The organism is Phocaeicola plebeius DSM 17135 (assembly GCF_000187895.1).
GTDB classification, from domain to species: Bacteria; Bacteroidota; Bacteroidia; order Bacteroidales; family Bacteroidaceae; genus Phocaeicola; species Phocaeicola plebeius.
On sequence record NZ_DS990119.1, the window covers coordinates 53040 to 72004 of the forward strand.

General features: G+C 47.7%; 17 protein-coding genes. 10 read left to right on the top strand and 7 right to left on the bottom strand.

Annotated elements, in window-relative coordinates; translation table 11 throughout:
* Positions 1-65: 65 nt before the first annotated feature.
* Positions 66-1139 carry an alpha/beta hydrolase gene (locus BACPLE_RS01410; protein WP_007558206.1) on the top strand — a complete coding sequence of 358 codons (1074 nt, stop codon included), beginning with the start codon at positions 66-68 and terminating at the stop codon, positions 1137-1139.
* 44 nt (positions 1140-1183) lie between these two features.
* Here the strand turns inward: BACPLE_RS01410 and BACPLE_RS01415 are convergent, their stop codons facing one another.
* Positions 1184-2095 carry a helix-turn-helix domain-containing protein gene (locus BACPLE_RS01415; RefSeq protein ID WP_040312321.1) on the bottom strand — a complete coding sequence of 304 codons (912 nt, stop codon included), beginning with the start codon at positions 2093-2095 and terminating at the stop codon, positions 1184-1186.
* A 170-nt stretch (positions 2096-2265) separates the two neighbouring features.
* Between BACPLE_RS01415 and BACPLE_RS01420 the strand changes: the two genes are divergently transcribed.
* The 3 genes from BACPLE_RS01420 to BACPLE_RS01430 are packed head-to-tail and all read left to right on the top strand — an operon-like array spanning position 2266 to position 4616.
* Entirely contained in the window at positions 2266-2481 is a 216-nt protein-coding gene (locus tag BACPLE_RS01420) for a hypothetical protein (protein ID WP_007558211.1), read from the top strand.
* A 13-nt stretch (positions 2482-2494) separates the two neighbouring features.
* Entirely contained in the window at positions 2495-3601 is a 1107-nt protein-coding gene (locus tag BACPLE_RS01425) for an aldo/keto reductase (protein WP_040312357.1), read from the top strand.
* Positions 3602-3620: 19 nt separating this feature from the next.
* Positions 3621-4616, top strand: a complete 996-nt coding sequence (locus BACPLE_RS01430) for a flavin reductase (protein WP_040312358.1) — start codon at positions 3621-3623, stop codon at positions 4614-4616.
* Positions 4617-4695: 79 nt separating this feature from the next.
* On the opposite strand, the gene BACPLE_RS01435 is transcribed toward BACPLE_RS01430, so the two are convergent.
* From BACPLE_RS01435 to lon, 3 genes are read right to left on the bottom strand one after another with little or no spacing between them, the layout of a single operon-like run.
* The gene (locus BACPLE_RS01435; RefSeq protein WP_007558217.1) at positions 4696-5871 is read right to left on the bottom strand and encodes an LptF/LptG family permease; all 1176 of its coding nucleotides are present in this window, start codon (positions 5869-5871) and stop codon (positions 4696-4698) included.
* A 21-nt stretch (positions 5872-5892) separates the two neighbouring features.
* On the bottom strand, positions 5893-7023 hold the full coding sequence (tgt, locus tag BACPLE_RS01440; RefSeq protein ID WP_007558220.1) for a tRNA guanosine(34) transglycosylase Tgt: 1131 nt from the start codon (positions 7021-7023) through the stop codon (positions 5893-5895).
* The gene (gene lon, locus BACPLE_RS01445) at positions 7020-9503 is read right to left on the bottom strand and encodes an endopeptidase La (RefSeq protein ID WP_007558222.1); all 2484 of its coding nucleotides are present in this window, start codon (positions 9501-9503) and stop codon (positions 7020-7022) included. The genes tgt and lon overlap by 4 nt, the downstream gene beginning before the upstream one ends.
* 186 nt (positions 9504-9689) lie before the next feature.
* On the opposite strand from lon, the gene BACPLE_RS01450 reads away from it, so the two are divergent.
* Positions 9690-10406 (top strand): tRNA1(Val) (adenine(37)-N6)-methyltransferase, encoded by a 717-nt coding sequence (locus BACPLE_RS01450; protein WP_007558226.1) that lies wholly within the window; start codon positions 9690-9692, stop codon positions 10404-10406.
* Between the two features lie 10 nt (positions 10407-10416).
* On the opposite strand, the gene BACPLE_RS01455 is transcribed toward BACPLE_RS01450, so the two are convergent.
* Positions 10417-11451, bottom strand: a complete 1035-nt coding sequence (locus tag BACPLE_RS01455) for a diacylglycerol/lipid kinase family protein (protein ID WP_007558227.1) — start codon at positions 11449-11451, stop codon at positions 10417-10419.
* A gap of 225 nt (positions 11452-11676) precedes the next feature.
* Between BACPLE_RS01455 and spt the strand changes: the two genes are divergently transcribed.
* Positions 11677-12864, top strand: a complete 1188-nt coding sequence (gene spt, locus BACPLE_RS01460; RefSeq protein WP_007558228.1) for a serine palmitoyltransferase — start codon at positions 11677-11679, stop codon at positions 12862-12864.
* A 274-nt stretch (positions 12865-13138) separates the two neighbouring features.
* Positions 13139-13672, top strand: a complete 534-nt coding sequence (locus BACPLE_RS01465; RefSeq protein ID WP_007558229.1) for a ferredoxin domain-containing protein — start codon at positions 13139-13141, stop codon at positions 13670-13672.
* Here BACPLE_RS01465 and BACPLE_RS01470 read toward each other — a convergent pair.
* On the bottom strand, positions 13659-14468 hold the full coding sequence (locus tag BACPLE_RS01470) for a Cof-type HAD-IIB family hydrolase (protein ID WP_007558230.1): 810 nt from the start codon (positions 14466-14468) through the stop codon (positions 13659-13661). The two genes, BACPLE_RS01465 and BACPLE_RS01470, sit on opposite strands and share 14 nt — an antisense overlap.
* A 413-nt stretch (positions 14469-14881) precedes the next feature.
* Here BACPLE_RS01470 and BACPLE_RS01475 point away from each other — a divergent pair, with 413 nt between their 5' ends.
* On the top strand, positions 14882-16690 hold the full coding sequence (locus BACPLE_RS01475; RefSeq protein WP_040312322.1) for a fasciclin domain-containing protein: 1809 nt from the start codon (positions 14882-14884) through the stop codon (positions 16688-16690).
* A gap of 220 nt (positions 16691-16910) precedes the next feature.
* A complete protein-coding gene (locus BACPLE_RS01480) occupies positions 16911-17582 on the top strand; it encodes an MgtC/SapB family protein (protein WP_007558233.1) in 672 nt (223 codons plus the stop codon).
* Positions 17583-17630: 48 nt separating this feature from the next.
* Here the strand turns inward: BACPLE_RS01480 and BACPLE_RS01485 are convergent, their stop codons facing one another.
* A complete protein-coding gene (locus tag BACPLE_RS01485; protein ID WP_040312359.1) occupies positions 17631-17849 on the bottom strand; it encodes a winged helix-turn-helix domain-containing protein in 219 nt (72 codons plus the stop codon).
* Positions 17850-18103: 254 nt separating this feature from the next.
* Between BACPLE_RS01485 and map the strand changes: the two genes are divergently transcribed.
* Positions 18104-18958, top strand: coding sequence for a type I methionyl aminopeptidase (gene map / locus BACPLE_RS01490; RefSeq protein WP_007558235.1), 855 nt, complete (start codon positions 18104-18106; stop codon positions 18956-18958).
* Positions 18959-18965: the final 7 nt, after the last annotated feature.

An 18965-nucleotide genomic window follows, 5' to 3' on the forward strand; every position in this document is an offset into this window, starting at 1 on the left:
CGGAAATGTCTCTGTGGGGCTTTTGTGTTATTTTTGCCTTCGTAGAATAATAGAGTGATAACTATATGGAAATATTGTGGAAGACGTTGTGCGCGGCATCGGCGGTCTGGCTTCTGACTACGGGTAGCCTGCTTGCCACAACGGACGGTTTAAAATCGGAGATGAAGATGGAAAAGAGTTTGAATTTGACACATGAATGGGACAAGGTGTTCCCGTTGAGCAACAAGGTGAACCACCGGAAAGTGACTTTTACCAACCGCTATGGCATTACGCTGGCGGCCGACATGTACGTGCCCAAGCAGGCCGAGGGAAAACTTCCGGCCATTGCCGTGAGCGGACCTTTCGGAGCGGTGAAGGAACAATCGTCGGGCCTGTATGCCATGACACTGGCCGAACGCGGATTTCTGACCATTGCCTTCGACCCTTCGTACACCGGTGAGAGTGGGGGTGAACCCCGTTATGTGGCGTCTCCGGACATCAATACGGAGGACTTCTGTGCGGCGGTGGACTTCCTTTCTACCTGCGCGCAGGTGGATGCCGACTGTATCGGGATACTGGGCATCTGCGGATGGGGAGGCATGGCACTGAATGCGGCGGCCATCGACACGCGCATCAAGGCTACCGTCACCGCAACGATGTACGACATGAGTCGGGTGAATGCCAACGGTTATTTCGATGCCATGGATGCCGATGCGCGCTATGAGCTTCGCAAGCAGCTCAACGCCCAGCGTACGGAAGACTACCGCAAGGGCACGTATGCGCTGGCCGGTGGGGTGGTAGACCCGCTTCCCGACGATGCTCCCCAGTTTGTGAAAGACTATTACGGATATTACAAGACCCCGCGCGGTTATCACAAGCGTTCGCTGAACTCCAACAACGGGTGGAACAAGACTTCTTCCTTGTCGTTCATGAACATGCCCATCCTGTCGTATAGCGATGAGATACGTAGTGCCGTGCTCATGATTCACGGAGAGAAAGCTCATTCGCGCTACTTCAGTGAAGATGCCTTCAAGAAGCTGAAGGGTGACAACAAGGAGTTGCTGATTATTCCGGGAGCCAACCACGTTGACCTGTACGACCAGCTGGATGTGATTCCTTTTGACAAGATTACGCACTTCTTCCAGACGTACCTGAAATGATGTGTCATGTGTACAGAGACGGGAGAGCCCGGTTGCCGAAACAATCAGCAGCCGGGCTTTTTCTGTATCTGTCTGAGGTAGTCGGTCGGGGTATATCCGCAGAACTTCTTGAACATACGGCTCAGGTGCTGGGGGTATTCAAAGCCTAATTCGTAGGCCACTTGTGAGATGTTTGCCCCGCTGGCGAGTTCGTTTTTTACTCGCTGGATGAGGTCCTGGCGGATGTAGTTGCTGGCCGTGTCTCCGGTCATCTTCTTGATAAGGTCGCCGAAATAGTTGGCCGACATGCATAGCTTGTCGGCACAGTATTGCACGGTGGGCATGCCCGAGGTAAGCTGGATTTTCTCTTCGTAGTAATCGCGCAGCAGCTGGTCGAACTTCATGAGCATGTCCGAATTGACCAGCTTGCGGGTGATGAACTGGCGGTTGTAGAAACGCTGGCAGAAGTTCAGCATCAGTTCGATGTAGCCCACGAGGATGGCATCCTGAAGCGCATCGTGCTTTTTCTGTAGCTCATCTTTTATCTGGCGCATCAGCGACACGAGGATGTCGTGCTCCTCGTCGGTCATGTGCAGGGCTTCGTTCACGCGGTAGTCAAAAAATGAATACTCCCTGATGTGCTTCTCCAGTGCCGTGCCCTGCAACAAATCGGGATGGAAGAGCAAGGCCCATCCCGTCAGGTTGACCAGTTCGCCGTTGTCTTCCTTTCCTCCTATCTGTCCGGGAGCCACACAAATGACGGTTCCTTCCTTGTAGTCGTATTTTCCGCAACCGTAGGCCAGGTCGATGTTCGCCTCGTCGTGAAAGAAGATGCCATACACGCTATAGTTGTTCAGGCAATGGCGCACGGGAGACACTTCTGCATAGTCGATGACGCTGACCAGCGGATGCGTGTCCGTGTGTCCCACCCACTGGCTATAGTCGCCTACATTCCTTATTTTCAAAATCTTGCTCATAACCATTCTTTTGTTTTCGTCGGGATGTCCCTTCACAAAAATACATTATCTCAGCCAATTGGCCGCATGTGAGCAGGTAAAATCCGTAAAAACGGTACGACCTTCCGTGGTATTGTTACGGCCTTCTGCCCGTGTCGGGGTAATTTTGCCGTATCAAGAAAACAAGAAAGATGGATAAAGCAATGGACATTCCCGCCAATTTATACGAGGATGAAGTGGTTTGCTTCATGGCAGACCGTTATCACACGACTACGGAAAGAGTGATGCAGTGCTTTTTAGTGCAGGAAGCCGAGGTTCCCGCGCCTGAAAAGGAAAGCTTCCCTTTCCGCCTCACGGATAACGAAATGGAAATATTACGAGAGTTGTTGAGCCGTAGTGGCTCGTAAAAAAAATCAGATTATGGATAGAAGAGATTTTTTGAAGATGTCGTCTGTAGCCGCCTTCTCCGCGGTATGTGCGTGGACTGGTGTATCGAAGGTTTTCTCCCAGTCATCGGATGGTAAGGAGCAGTCTTTACGTGGAGATATGGAACATCGCAATCTGGGCGGACTGGATGTATCGGCTATCGGGCTGGGCTGTCTTCCCATGGTAGGCTACTATGGTGGACGGTATGAAAAGAAGGATATGATTGCCTTGATTCGTCGGGCTTATGATCAGGGAGTTACTTTTTTCGATACGGCAGAGGTGTACGGCCCTTATACCAGTGAGGAGTGGGTAGGCGAGGCACTTGCTCCTTTTCGTGACAAAGTAAAAATCGGTACGAAGTTTGGTTTCGGGGTGGAAGAGAAGCAACCCACAGCCTTGAATAGCCGGCCTGACCATATTCGCCGGGCAGTGGAAGGTTCATTGCGACGCTTGCGTACGGATCACATAGACTTGCTTTATCAGCACCGTGTGGACCCGAAGGTGCCGATGGAGGAGGTAGCAGACACGGTAAAGAAGCTGATGCAGGAAGGAAAAGTCTTGCACTGGGGATTATCGGAAGCCAGTGCGCGTTCTATTCGTCGGGCGCATGCCGTTTGTCCGCTTTCGGCCGTACAGAGCGAGTATGCCATCTGGTGGCGCGAACCGGAGACCAAAATATTCCCTACGCTGGAAGAACTGGGTATTGGTTTTGTACCTTATTGTCCGTTGGGACGGGCCTTTCTTACAGGAGTGATTCATGAAGAAAGTCGTTTTAATAAACCCGACCGGCGGGCCACATTGCCACAATTCACTCCTGAAGCCTTGAAACATAATATGCCGCTTGTGTCACTTGTACGTAAATGGGCAGAGCGAAAGAATATTACTCCTGCCCAGTTTGCCTTGGTGTGGATGCTTTCGCGTAAGTCATGGATTGCTCCCATCCCCGGCACAACGAATCCGAACCACCTCGATGATTTCCTGGGAGCAGCTCATGTGCGACTTACGGTTTACGAGATGGAGGAATTTGACAGGGAATATTCACAAATAGACCTTATGGGACATCGTGCCGATCCGTTTACCGAGAGTCAGATTGATAAGTAACAGAAATAATAAGAATGCTATGCTAAAATTTATTCAGTATGTATGTTTGTTGTTCCTTGTGTGCTCCTGTAGCACGAGGAATGAAGAAAGTGTGATATTGCAAAATGAAACGGATATGGAAAAGAAAAATTTAGGTTCGGTACTGGCGCTTTATCCCAAACCGATGACGGTGGTTGGGGCGGTAGTCAATGGAAAAGTAAACTGGCTTGTAGTGGGACATACTGGAATTATTGGGCATGACCGTATTCTTCTGAGTATGAGTAAACATCATTATACCAATCAGGGAATAAGGAGGTCAAAGAAATTGTCTGTAAACCTTGTGAGCCGTGAAATGTTGCCTGCGGCTAATTATGTGGGAAGTGTAAGTGGAAATTCGGTGGATAAATCGACGGTGTTTGACTATCATTTTGGAGAGAATGGTACTCCGGTTATTGACAAATCACCATTAACCATGGAATGTGATGTGGTGGATATTTATGAAACCGAGGGATTTGACAATTTTATTTGTTCCATAGCTAATACCTATGCAGCTCCAGAAGTGCTCGGTCAAGATGGGAAACTGGATTATACCCGATTGAAACCTGTGTTGTTTGAGTTTCCGACGTACTCGTATCTTGCTACGGGAGAAATAATCGGCAAGTGTTTGAACTTAGACAAAAATCCCGGCATGTGTGCCAAACTTCCGATGTCGCCCGATGGCATTGTGAGGTTATCGAAAATAGAAGTGTATCCGGAGTTTATAAAGGAATATATGCAATATGCGGTGGAAGTGGGTGAGATTTCATTACGTACTGAACCGGGGGTATTGACCATGTATGCCGTTGCCGAAAAGGAAAATCCGTGTAAGGTTACGATTCTTGAAACCTATGCAAGTGAGCAGGCTTATAAATCACATATTGCGTCGGAGCATTTTCAGAAATATAAAAAAGGAACAAAGCACATGATTAAAACGTTGGTCTTATCGGATCAGACTCCTCTTAATCCGCAGAGTCAGGTAAATAATTTCATTCAATAGAAGCGATTGAATCGTTATAATACAGAATCTCCTCACAAACCCATGCATCGTGGTGATTTGTGAGGAGATTTTTTTGTATTTATTTCGGTGCCTTGCGGTAGAGATAAATCGCAATGAACAGATACAGAATGTTTGGAATCCACACGGCCAGGTTCGGATGCGCATTTCCGTTGATGGCGAAGGTGGACGAGATGGTCTGGAACAGGATGTAGGAGAAACTCAGTCCGATACCGATTCCCAAGTGAAGTCCCATACCTCCTTTTCGTTTTTGTGACGAAAGCGAGAGCCCGATGACCGTCAGGATGAAGGCTGCAAACGAGGTGGCAATGCGCCGGTAGTATTCCACTTCGAACACCTTGATGTTGGCGAAGCCTCGTTGCTTCTGCTTGTCGATGTACTCCCGTAGCTGGGGACTGGTCATCGTTTCCTGCTGGCCGCGCGTGATGAGGAAGTCCTGCGGCTCCATGTTGATGATGGAGTCCATACGCCCTCCTCGGGTAATAGTCTCACGCATGCCCTTCATCTCACGAATCATGTAGTCCTTGATAATCCAGCGGTGCACGGTGGTAGTGTCGTACGTAATGCGGCGGGCCGTTAGGTGTGATACTAGCTTGTGGTCTTCAAACTTGTCGAGCGAGAAGCGGTAAGCCGTCTTGTTGTAGTCCTCGTAGCGCTCCATGTAGGCAATGACACCCGTATCTACCTCCAGCTGGATGTTGCGCACGTAGTCTGCCCGCTTCTTGTTCTTGTACACCTGCTCAAACTTCAGTCGGGTGACGCTACCGGTAGGAATCACCTCGGTACTCAGCACGTAGGTGACCAGTGCGATGATGGCGGCCGAAATCATGTAGGGCACCATCAGGCGCTTGAAGCTCATTCCGGTGGAGAACATGGCGATAATCTCGGAGTTCTCTGCCAGCTTCGACGTGAAGAAAATCACGGCAATGAATACGAACAACGGACTGAAGAGGTTCGTGTAATAAGGAATGAAGTTCAGGTAATAGTCGAAGATGATGGCACTGATAGGCGCCTTGTTGTTGATGAAGTCGTCAATGTTTTCATTGATGTCGAACACCACGGCGATGGAGATAATCAGGGCGATGGCAAAAAAGTAGGTGCCCAGGAACTTCACGATGATGTACCTGTCCAGCCGTTTCAACCATTTCTTCTTGAACGGGTTTCCTTTTAAATTTTTCAGTTGTTCCTTTCCGGCTTGCAGGTAGGAACGGAACAACTGGAACACATTGTGTTTCATATTTATCGTCGTAAACTACAATTACAATCGGGTAGATAAACGTTTCACCATGGCCGGTTTCCAGGTAGAGAAGTCGCCGGCGATGATGTGCTTGCGGGCTTCACCTACGAGCCAGAGGTAGAAGGCCAGGTTGTGGATGGAGGCAATCTGCATGGCCAGCAGCTCCTGTGCGTGGAACAGGTGGCGCAGGTAGGCACGGCTGTACATCGTGTCTACGTAAGATGCTCCGTCGGCTTCAATGGGCGAGTAGTCGTTCTCCCATTTCTTGTTGCGCATGTTCATGATACCGTCTTTGGTAAAGAGCATGCCGTTTCGTCCGTTACGGGTCGGCATCACGCAATCGAACATATCCACACCGCGTTCGATGCCTTCCAGGATGTTGACCGGAGTACCTACACCCATCAGGTAGCGGGGTTTGTCTTTAGGCAGAATCTCGTTGACCACCTCAATCATTTCGTACATCTTCTCGGTGGGCTCACCCACGGCCAATCCTCCGATGGCGTTACCGTCGGCATTCTTCGAGGCGATATATTCGGCTGACTGGCGGCGCAAGTCGGGATATACGCATCCCTGCACGATGGGGAAGAGCGACTGGTTGTAGCCGTACTTGGGCTCCGTTTCGTTGAAGCGGGCACAACATCTGTCCAACCAGCGGTGAGTCAGCTCCATGGACTTCTTGGCATAGCTGTAGTCGGAAGTACCGGGGGCGCACTCGTCGAAGGCCATCATGATGTCGGCACCGATGGTACGCTCGATGTCCATCACCCGTTCGGGAGTGAACAGGTGCTTCGAGCCGTCGATGTGCGAGCGGAATTCCACGCCCTCTTCGCGTAACTTGCGGATGCCGGAAAGAGAGAATACCTGGAAGCCGCCGCTATCGGTCAGCATCGGACGGTCGAATCCGTTGAACTTATGGAGTCCACCAGCCCCCTCGATGATGTCCAGTCCGGGGCGCAGGTAGAGGTGGTACGTGTTTCCCAGGATAATCTGAGCCTTGATGTCGTTCTTCAGTTCGTGAAGATGCACGCCTTTCACCGTACCCAGTGTGCCTACCGGCATGAAGATAGGGGTCTCAATCTGCCCGTGGTCTGTTGTAATCAGACCGGCACGGGCATTCGATTTGGGGTCCGTATATTGTAATTCAAATTTCATTGTGCAGGGTTTTCTTTGTTTTTATCTTCTTTGATGGTAAAGTCGATGGCATCGGCCACTTTCTCATCGGTCAGCGCCAGGCGGAGCACCTCCTTGATGTCCTTCACGTAGTGGAAAGTCATTCCGGTGAGGTACATCGGCTGGATTTCATTGATGTCCTTGCGGTTTTCCTCGCACAGGATGATGTCCTTGATACCGGCACGTTTGGCCGCCAAGATTTTCTCCCGGATACCGCCTACGGGAAGTACCTTTCCACGAAGGGTGATTTCGCCCGTCATGGCCAGGTTGGCTTTCACCTTGCGCTGGGTAAGCGCAGAAGCCAATGAAGTAACCATTGTGATACCGGCAGAAGGTCCGTCTTTCGGAATAGCTCCTTCCGGCACGTGGATATGGATGTTCCAGTTGTCGAAGATACCTTCGGGCAAATCCAGCAGGTGGCTATGCGCTTTCAGGTACTCCAATGCCAGCATGGCCGATTCCTTCATTACCGAGCCCAGGTTACCGGTCAGGGTCAGTTGTCCCTTACCACGGCTCAGGCTGGTTTCTACGAACAGAATCTCACCGCCTACGGCCGTCCAGGCCAGTCCCGTCACTACGCCGGCATATTCGTTGCCCTGGTATTTGTCGCGGGAATATTCTTGTGCGCCGAGGAACTTTTCAATATCTTTCGGCTTCAGCTCATGTGTGCCGGTAAACTCATCGCTGGCAATTTCCAATGCGATTTTACGCATCACCTTGCTGATTTTCTTTTCCAGCTCACGCACACCGCTTTCACGGGTATAGTTCTCGATGATGTATTCAATGGCCGCCTTGCTGAATTTCACGTGTTCCTTCTTCAGTCCGTTCTTCTCCATCTCTTTCGGGATGAGGTGACGGCGGGCGATTTCAATCTTCTCTTCGGTGATGTAACCGCTCACTTCAATCAACTCCATACGGTCGAGCAACGGAGATGGGATGGTGCCCAGGTTGTTGGCCGTAGCGATGAACATGATGTTCGACAAGTCGTAGTCAATGTCAACGTAATTGTCGTGGAACGTGTTGTTCTGTTCCGGGTCGAGCACTTCCAGCATGGCCGAGCTTGGGTCGCCATGGCTATCGCTACTCAACTTATCAATCTCATCCAGAATGATGACCGGATTCGAGGTTTCCGCTTTGATCAGGCTCTTGATGATACGTCCCGGCATGGCACCGATGTACGTCTTGCGGTGACCACGGATTTCGGCTTCATCGTGCACGCCACCCAGTGACATACGTACGTATTTACGTTTCAATGCTGTGGCGATGGAGCGTCCCAGAGAAGTCTTTCCTACTCCCGGAGGACCGTAGAGGCAGATAATCGGCGACTTCAGGTCACCTTTCAGCTTCAGCACGGCCAGATGTTCCAGAATACGTTCTTTCACCTTCTCCAGTCCGTAGTGCTCCTTGTCGAGTATCTTTTTGGCATTCGGTATGTCGATGACATCCTGTGTATACACACCCCACGGAAGTGAGAGCAATGTCTGAAGATAAGTCAGTTGCACGTTATAGTCGGGCGATTGCGGGTTGATACGTTCCAATTTGGACAATTCACGCTCGAAAGTCTCTTTTACTTCCGGTTTCCAGCGTTTCTTTTCTCCCTTCTTGCGCAGTTCGTCAATCTCGTCATCCTGTCCGTTGCCCAACTCATCCTGAATGTTCTTGATTTGTTGCTGGAGGAAGTACTCACGTTGCTGGCGGTCGAGTTCCTCGCGCGTACGCATCTGAATGCTCTGTTTCAGGGTGGCCAGCTGGATGTATTTGTTCAGCAACTGGATAAGGCGGTACAACCGGTCTTTCAGGTTGTTCGTTTGAAGCAATTCGTACTTCTCGTTGATAGGGAAGGGGAAATTGCCGGAAATAAAGTTGACCAGCACCTCGTTGTTATCCAGGTTCTTCAAGGCGAAAGAAGTATCGGGCGAAATTTCATCTGACAGTTCAATTACCTTGGCACTCAACTCCTTGCAAGTGTCAATCAGTGTCTTGAACTCATCGGATTTCTCGTCCTTCATATCCTCTTCAATCACTGAAACCTTACCCTTCAGGAAGGGACGGGTAGAAGTGATTTCCTCCAGTTGCACCTTCGGACCCGTAGCCTGAAGGATGGCCGTAATGGTTCCTCCCGGCATCTCAAACACCCGGAGCACCTTACCGATTACCGCAATGGGGAACAAATCCTTCTGCTTGGGCGAGTCTACCTCACTCACCTTCTGCGTGGTAATGATGATAGGCTCTTTGCTCTGAAGTGCCTGGTTGACTAATTTCAATGTGGGTTGCCGGCCTACACTGACGGGCATGACAATAGAGGGAAATATCATAAGGTTGCGCAGGGGCATGACGGGCAGTTCTCCCGTGAGGTCATCCGTTGCATTGTCCACCGGAAGCGTTTCAATTTCTGCCATCATCGGAATGTCATTACCTTCTGCACTTACCAGAATCTCGTTGTTTTTTGTCTTTTTTACCATACTTGTTTTCTCTTCTGAATTAAGAAGCTTTTTTATTACTCAAAAACGGCACAAAGTTAATCATTCCGCATGTAATTTGGAAACTATTTGTGTCAAATACCTCTTTTATTATGTAAAATAATGGCAGGCTGAAGCGTTTTCTATGGGGATTTCACTAATTTTGGCGTAAATTTTTAGATATAAGTTATGCCAAATCCATATTTTCAATTCAAGCAATTTGTAGTTTTTCATGATAAGTGTGCCATGAAAGTAGGCACTGACGGGGTGCTGGTCGGCGCATGGGCGCAAGTGGACGGGGCAGGGAGGATGCTTGACATTGGTACCGGAAGCGGACTGATTGCTCTGATGCTGGCCCAGCGGAATCCGGATGCCTTTGTAACCGCCGTCGATATTGACGAAGCGGTCGTGGAGCAGGCTCGTGAAAACGTGGCCCGTACGCCCTGGTCTGACCGGATGGAGGTGGAACGGCTTGATATCCGGAAGGCACCGGAAGAATGGAACGGATGTTTTGACGCCATCGTGTCGAATCCTCCGTACTTTGTGGAGTCCGTGAAATGCCCTCAGGCGCAGAGGAACATGGCACGGCATACCGATGAACTGGACTTTGATGCCTTGCTATCGAAAGTATCGGTTTTGTTGTCCGAAAAAGGTAGCTTTTCGGTGGTGCTTCCAGCTACGGCTTCGGCCGATTTTGTGGCCTTAGCCTTCGGAAAAGGCTTGCATCTTTCACGCCAGACCTGGGTACACCCCCGTCAGGAATTGCCCGCCAAGCGTGTGCTGATGGCGTTCGTGAAATATCCTTGTGAGCAGACGGAAATCACGCACCTTTCCATCGAGACGGAGCGTCATGTCTATACACCGGAGTTTAGTGAACTGGCCAGAGATTTCTATCTGGCCTTGTAAGATGAAATGATTATTTCTTCGACAAGCGTCTCAGGATGTGATGGTTCAGCATCAGGAGCTGCTTGTGCTTCTGGGCAATGGCCGAAGTGATGGGACGTCGGCCGATAAAGTCGGTAAAGTGCTGGAGAATGTTCAGCGGGGGAGAAGGCATTTGCTTGGGACGTATCGGTGCGATGACGTGCAGCCCCTGGTGAATGATTTCCACCTTCAGGTCTTTTCCGCCCATCATCGGGTCTCCGTCAAAATGGAACACTCCCTCCTGCGCACGGTGTATGATGATGCTCTTGTCCTTCATCGTTTTGATACGGCTGTTCTGGTCGAGTGTCCGGTTGAACAACTGGAAAGAAAGAGAAGGCACATCCAGCACAGTAAACGGCTCCAGTACCGTGATATCCATCATGCCGTCGGTCAGCGAGGCTTGCGGGGCGATGTAGGCATTGTTGCCATATTGCGATGCATTGGCACAGGCTATCAGGAATGCTTTGTAGCGGACGGTACCCGTAGAGTTCTCTATTTCGTATGTCTCCGGTTCATACGTCAGACTTTCGTGCAGTGTATTTTCCAGATAGGTTAGCAGACCTCTTTTCCCGGAATCGGCAAATTTCAGGCTCACGAAGGCATCGAATCCCACTCCGCATGTACAGAAGAAGGGGTGATTGTCAATGATACCGTAATCTATTGTTTTGATATTTCCGGCATTGAGTACGTTGATGGCTCCCTTCGGCTCCATAGGAATATGAAGATGGCGTGCCAGTCCGTTGCCCGAACCGCATGGAATAATCCCCATTGCGGTATTAGTATGGATAAGCGCCCGTCCTATCTCATTGATGGTACCGTCTCCGCCGATGGCTACTACAATGTCTGTATGGTCGGCGGCGGCTTGTGCGGCTATCTCGGAAGCATGACCTGCATATTCCGTTTTCCGGATAGAATAGTCATATATAGAATGGTCCAGTTCTTTTTCAATAAGTCGTAGGATGAATTCCTTTCCGTGAGTGCCGGATATGGGGTTTACCACAAAGGTGATTCGCTTTTTTGTCTCCATAAACCTGTTTCCTTAAAATTTGGGAGTACAAAAATAATATTATCTTTCATAGTTTAGGGCAAATTGCCCCTATAATTGATACTCTTGTTATTTTTTTTCAGGGATTCGTATCGGAATTTTGAGTTTTTTGTATCTTTGCACGTTCTTAATGAAAATGATGTAACGAAACGGTTGCACAAGTAATGAAGTTTAATGTAAGCTGGGATGCTTACCAGATATTAGAATATGGGATTATTACAAGAAAAATTAAGTAAATTCAGAGTACCTCAGATGTACATGGAAAGAGGTGTCTATCCGTACTTTCGTGAAATAGACAGTGCCCAGGATACAGAGGTAATGATGGACGGAAAGAAAGTATTGATGTTCGGCTCAAATTCCTATATGGGTCTGACTCATGATCAGAGAATCATCGACGCGGCTATTGCTGCTACTCGTAAATATGGTACAGGATGCGCGGGTTCTCGTCTGTTGAATGGAACGCTGGATATTCATGTAGAACTTGAAAAAGAACTTGCAGAATTCGTCGGTAAAGATGAAGCACTGTGTTTCTCTACCGGATTTACGGTTAATGAAGGTGTGATTCCTCAGTTGGCCGGACGTGGCGATTACATCATTTGTGATGACCGTGACCATGCTTCTATCGTGGACGGACGTCGTCTTTCTTTTGCTACCCAGCTGAAGTATAAACACAACGACATGGATGCCCTGGAAAAAGAGCTCCAGAAGTGTGAACCGGATGCTATCAAACTGATTGTGGTGGATAGCGTGTTCTCTATGGAAGGTGATTTGGCCAACTTGCCGGAAATCGTCCGCCTGAAGAAGAAATACAATGCCAGCATCTACGTGGATGAAGCACATGGTCTGGGTGTATTCGGAAGACAGGGACGAGGCGTGTGCGACCATTTTGGCGTAACGGAAGACATCGACCTGATTATGGGTACATTCAGTAAATCACTGGCTTCTATCGGTGGTTTCGTGGCAGGTGACAAGGACGTAATCAACTGGTTGCGCCACAATGCCCGCTCTTATATATTCCAGGCAAGTAACACGCCAGCTGCTACGGCTGCGGCTAGAGAAGCCATCCACATTTTCAAGACAGAACCGGAACGTCAGCAGCGTTTGTGGGAAATCACGAACTACTCTCTGAAGCGTTTCCGTGAATCAGGCTTTGAAATCGGTGAAACAGAAAGTCCGATTATCCCTCTGTACGTACGCGATACGGACAAGACTTTCGAAGTAACCAAGCTGGCCTTCGACGAAGGAGTGTTCATCAATCCGGTAATTCCTCCAGCTTGTGCTCCTCAGGATACACTGGTGCGTTTTGCATTGATGGCTACTCACACCAAAGAACAGGTGGACTTCGCTATTGAAAAATTGATTAAGTGTTTCAAACAATTGGATATACTTAAATAATCACATTTTTACATTGACCTTTTTAAGGAATTGAAAGGAGGTATTTACTATGGGAGCTGCCGGTAATAAAAAACCGAAGGGTATGCATAAAAAACATGCTCCGGCTTATCAAGTAGAAGAGGCCATTCATGAAAATGACCTGAAAAAAGGAAAAAAGAAATAAATCCGTAGCGGATTTATCGAGAAAGGGTTATATTTAGAGCATCTGACGCCTTATGGCAAAAGCTCGGATATAACCCTTTTTGTGTATGTATGTTTTTAACTTTAATGGAATATGATACTGAATGAAAGAGACAGCCGTCACGAACAGGTGTTGCAGGTGGCGCAACAAATGATGACGGCGGCACGTACAGCTCCCAAAGGAAAGGGGGTAGACATTATTGAAGTGGCCATGGTGACGGAAAGCAACATCCGTATCCTTTCTGATACGATGAAGCAGATGTACGAAGACAATGGTTTTAAGTTTTTCCTGCGCGATGCGGATAACATTCTCCAGGCAGAGTGTGTGGTGCTGATAGGTACGCGCTCGCTTCCGCAGGGGCTGGATTGCGGGCATTGCGGATATGAGCATTGCGGAGACCGCAAAAAGGGAGTGCCCTGTGCCATCAATAGTGTGGATGTAGGAATTGCCATCGGTTCGGCTTGTTCGGTAGCAGCCGACCATCGGGTAGATACGCGTGTGATGTTTTCGGCCGGTCTGGCGGCCCAGCAGCTGGATTGGTTGGATGGATGCACCCAGGTGTACGCCATACCCGTGAGTGCATCATCCAAGAATCCGTTCTTCGACCGGAAGCCTAAGACAGAATAAATTTCTCAGCTGCGTAGGCCACGCCGTCTTCTTCATTGGACAAAGTGATGAAGTCGGCGTTTTCTTTTACCACCTCCTGTGCATTGGCCATGGCGATGCCCAGTCCGGCGTATTGAATCATGGACAGGTCGTTGAATCCGTCACCGATGGCGATCATTTCCTCACGGGTAAGTCCGATTTCCTTCAGGAGTACGGCCAGCGACTGGGCCTTGTCGATACCTTTAGGAACCAGTTCCAGGAAGTAAGGCTCTGAGCGGAAAACCCCCATGCGGTCTTTCAGATGTTCGTACATCTCTTTCTCCAGCTCGGCCAGTCGGGTCGGTTCGCCCACAATCAGGCATTTGGCAATCGGATGTTGCACGGCATCCAGGAAATTGTCTACCTTCTTTATTTTCATGACATTGAGCAAGGCCTCTTTGAGTACATACTCATCGTCCGGTTTCTCGGTCAGCACATATTCCCCGTCGTAAGTCACAATGGCAAAATCGTTCTTCTTGGCACATTCGTAAAGATAGGGAAGCACATCATGGTCGAGCAGGTTCTTGTACATCAGCTCCTTGGTTTTCCAGTCGATGATTTCTCCGCCGTTGTAAGCCAGAATGTAGCCTTCATACTTTTGCAGTTCCAGTTGCTCGGCCAGTGGGGCAATGCCGTACGTGGGTCTTCCCGAGGCCAGTACAATTTTCACTCCTTGCTCTTGAATCTTGAGCAGTGTTTCCTTGGTGTGAGGGGTAATCTTTTTCTGCTTGTTGGTAAGCGTTCCGTCGAGGTCTAATACTAATAATTTATATTTCATAAAGTTATGCTGTAAAATCGAGCGTAAAATTACGGAAAAAAACGAAACTACGGAAATGTAGGAGCGGAAAGATAAAGCATGTAAAGGATACCGTTCTCGTGAAGACGCAGGTGAGGTATGAGAGAAATGTCTTTCGGCTTTCTATGTTTCCCAAGGCCGAAACTTATGTTCTCCCAAGGGAAGATATAGGTTTTCGCTCCGGAAAACATACGTTTTCGGTTGGAGAAACATACAATAGTCAAGCACGTGCGCTTGTTGATACGCTTGAGTTTCGGCTTCTTGTGCTCTGAAGACAGAATTCTTCCGCTTTTAATATACGTTAATGCTTGAATAAGTGATGAACTGGAGGATATTTTTATTTATTTTTGCAAAATCTATTACGTTTAATATTAATGTTTTATCTAGTTAAAACTATGAGAAAATTTTATTTTTATCTGATTGGCATGCTCCTTACATTTGCGGCATGTTCGGAAGAAACAGAGATTACTCCACCTTCAAAAGGGGAAGAAGAGGTGAAGGAAATTGTATCAGCCTTGGAAGAAAACGATGAAATCAGTGATTTTGTGGAAGTCCTGAAAACCGTAAATGTGGCCGACTTGGAAGAAGATGAATTGACCGTGTTTGCCGTACGTAATTCGTCGGCCGCCATGTCAAGAAGTGCTGCTCTTGATTCTACTTCAGTAAAGAGACATATTGCCAAAGGACGTTACGGGAAAGTGGACCTGACGGACGGAAAAGTGCTGGAAAGCATTAGCGGTGAGAGCTTGTATGTGACCAGAACGGGCGAAGATATCTATATTAATGGAGTAGTGATAGAAGGTGAAGCCATCCAGGCAGGCAACAGCTATGTGTACGTAGTACCTGAAGTGATGGAACAGCAGTCTGAGCCTGTAAATGTGTATGTAACGACGATTAACGTGTATGCAATTAATCAGGGAAATAGTTCTGAGAGTCCGTTGAAAGACGTGGCGGTAGTAGTGAATAAGGTCGGAAAAGATTCATTGGGAATTTATACGAAAGGTGATTCTTTGGGCGTATGGAAAACCGATGAGCAAGGTCAGGTCGTAATCAAGCATACAGAGAATCAAATCGTGTTCAATGTATATAAGGCCGACTATAGTGATAAATATGACAATTACCTGCTGGCTGGCGTAGATAATGGAGGAAAGTTTATGTATGTGGACTTGAACGCTGACGGAATGCACACCAAAGAGGATAAGGTGGATTTTGAATTGCCTTATTACGTAGGCTACGAAGATGATGTAAAATCATCTACAAAGACCGTGTATATGACTACAGATATTGCGGAACCCGAAGTGCCGGAAGAACTTCCGGATGCCGATTCAGTGCGCGTGGCGTGGAAAGACGTGCTGACAGATTATATGCGGTATAATGTGGAAGCGGAGAGCAAATTGGTACAAGGTTATGCGAATTTTGACTACTCTCAGGTAGGGAGCCTTTCAGATAGCTTGTGGAGTAAAGCTTATAACCTAGTGAATAAGGGTAATCAATTTGTCGATATGTTGTCGAATAGTACTGAGGAACAATATTTTGAGCTGAAACAAAACATATTGATGGATTTGTCGCTGGTGTATACCCAGTTGTATGGATATTACGGACAAATGGTTGATCGCGGCTCTGTAATTCCGGAAGATCAGTTGATTGAACAGATGGAAAGCTTGTCAATGTATGTAAATGGAAACCGACGTTATGCATTGTCTGTTATGCTGGCTAAGGTTCATCTGCTAAGACAGGACTGGCAGGGAGCGGCTTATTCTTGTGAAGAAGTGATTGCTTCGGGCGCTTACAGACTTGAGTCTCAGTTGGATCATACTATGGTGTCATCCAGTGAAAGTAAAGAAGTGATTTATGGTGATTTCTATGCGGACGGAAAATACATACATCCCTTGTTGTATAAAGAAGTGCTGATTATGGCAGCTTATGCAAACTTTAAAATGGGTACGATAAATAAAGCCTTACAGTTTGTAAATGAACTGCTTGCTTCATATGGATATGCTCCTGTAAGTATAGATGAAGTAGAAAGTACATTGCAAGAATTCGTTGCGAAATTGTATGGCACAGGACAATCTTATCCGTATGCCAGAATTCTTTCTATGAAGTTTGGAGTGAACGGTTTCGAAACTCCAAAGAACTGGTTCCTGCCTGTGCCTGAATCGGCTTTATTGTCTTGTCCTAATTTGCAGCAGAATCCCGGATATTGATTCCTGAAAAACTTTAATAGTAGTCTTTAGAGGCTCTTCGACCAGCCTTGTGCTTTATTCGTTTGTGAATTGAAAGCATAAGGCTGGTTTTTTATTTGCAGAAAAAGGGAAGAATGTCATCGTCTTTGAATTTTACATTGAAGCCGGACATTTGTCGGCCATTGTTGGAGGAATATTATTTTTTTCGTATCTTTCGGAAAGAACTTTTAGCTGAAAGTATATGAATATTTACGTAGATTTTTCTTTAAGGTTGTTTGTGGCCGGCCTGATGGGAGTGCTTATCGGGCTTGAGCGGGAATACCGGGCGAAAGAGGCGGGTTATCGCACGCATTTCCTGGTGGCACTGGGCAGTGCGTTGCTGATGATTGTGTCGCAATACGGCTTTATGGATGTGCTGGAGAAGGATTTGGTTCGTCTTGATCCGAGCCGTCTGGCTGCCCAGGTGGTCAGTGGTATCGGTTTTATTGGGGCAGGTACTATCATCCTGTTGCAGAAGCAGGTGGTGCGCGGACTGACTACGGCGGCTGGTGTGTGGACTACGGCCGGAATCGGACTGGCGGTAGGGTCGGGGATGTACATGATAGGTATTCTGGCCACTTTCCTGGTGTTAGCTGGACTGGAGGTTCTCAGCTATTGTTTTAAAAGTATAGGAATGCGAAGCATGATTATCGAGCTTACGGCAGAGAATTCCGAGGCCTTGAAAGCCCTTTCCGGTAAGTTCAGTTCCGAGAATTTTCAGATTACCTCCTACGAGATGAATAAGGTGTATGAGAACAACCATGAAGCTTATCGCATCACAATGGTAATCAGAGCGAAAAGGGTGAATGAAGAAGGATTGCTCTTGATGATGCTTCATGAGTTTCCCGATGTGACGGTGAACCGCATTGTCTGACATAAAACCCAAATACCACCAGAGCCTTTTCTCTGATGGTATTTTGTGTTAACCGATGTAGACATTGACATGTAAAAACAAGCGGTCATGCTGCTCGTCAATGTCAAAATCTATTTTGTCTTCTCGGGCCAGCCATCCGATAGCCGCATTCAGGTCTCTGTCTGACAGGCCGGATGCGTGTTTAAGCTTGTCGTACTCCCAGTGGGCATTGTCGGAAAGGAGTTTCCATACGATACCCGCATTTGTTCCGATTTGGTTTTTGTTCATCATAATTCCAAAAATAATGTAGTTATTGTAATGTAGTAGCTGAGCGAAGATATAAAAATTTGTTTTTGTAACAAATCTTCTGCTAACAAAATAATATCGGAATAGTGTATTTTTCTTTTCTATTAATTGTTTTGATGATAATATTACAGAAATGTGACAATGCGTCTGCAAATTGCCAGCGTTTTTTATATCGCTTCCCGTACGCTATTCCATTTTTTTCTTATACCTTTGCACATAAGTAAAAAAAGACGATTATGAAGAGACATAAGATAAACTGGAGGGTACCCAAAGGGGCAGAGCTGACGGAATTGGACAAGAAAGTGCTGTTTTATCAGGATAAAGGGCATTTGGTTCCTACTCGCCAGTTGATTAAGACTCCGGAACAGATTGAAGGAATTCGTCGTAGCGGCGTTATCAATACGGGAGTGCTCGACCTGGTGGAAAAGGAAATCCATGCAGGAATGAGTACGGCTGAGATTGACAAGTTGGTATATGAGTATACCCGCGATCACGGAGCTATTCCGGCAACCTTGGGGTATGAGGGATTCCCGAAAAGCTGTTGTACTTCCATTAATGAGGTGGTTTGCCATGGAATTCCGAGCGAAGAGGAAATTCTGGAAGAAGGCGACATTATTAATGTAGACTGTACGACGATTCTGGACGGTTATTATGCCGACGCTTCACGTATGTTCATTATCGGAAAAACCACTCCGCAGAAAGAAAAACTGGTGCGTGTGGCAAAAGAATGTCTGGAAGTCGGTATGGAAGCGGCCCGTCCTTTCGGCTTTGTGGGAGATATCGGCCATGCCGTAGAGAAACACGCGAAGAAGAACGGATTCTCGGTGGTGCGTGATTTGTGCGGCCACGGAGTGGGAGTGGAATTCCACGAAGAACCGGATGTGGAACACTTTGGCAAGAAGGGTACAGGTATGTTGCTTGTGCCGGGCATGGTGTTTACCATCGAACCGATGATTAATATGGGAACCTGGGAAGTCTTCATTGACGAAGAAGACGGATGGACCGTAGTGACGGAGGATGAGCTTCCTTCCGCACAATGGGAGCATACCTTTGTGATGACGGAACAGGGACTTGAAATATTGACCTATTAATAATAGA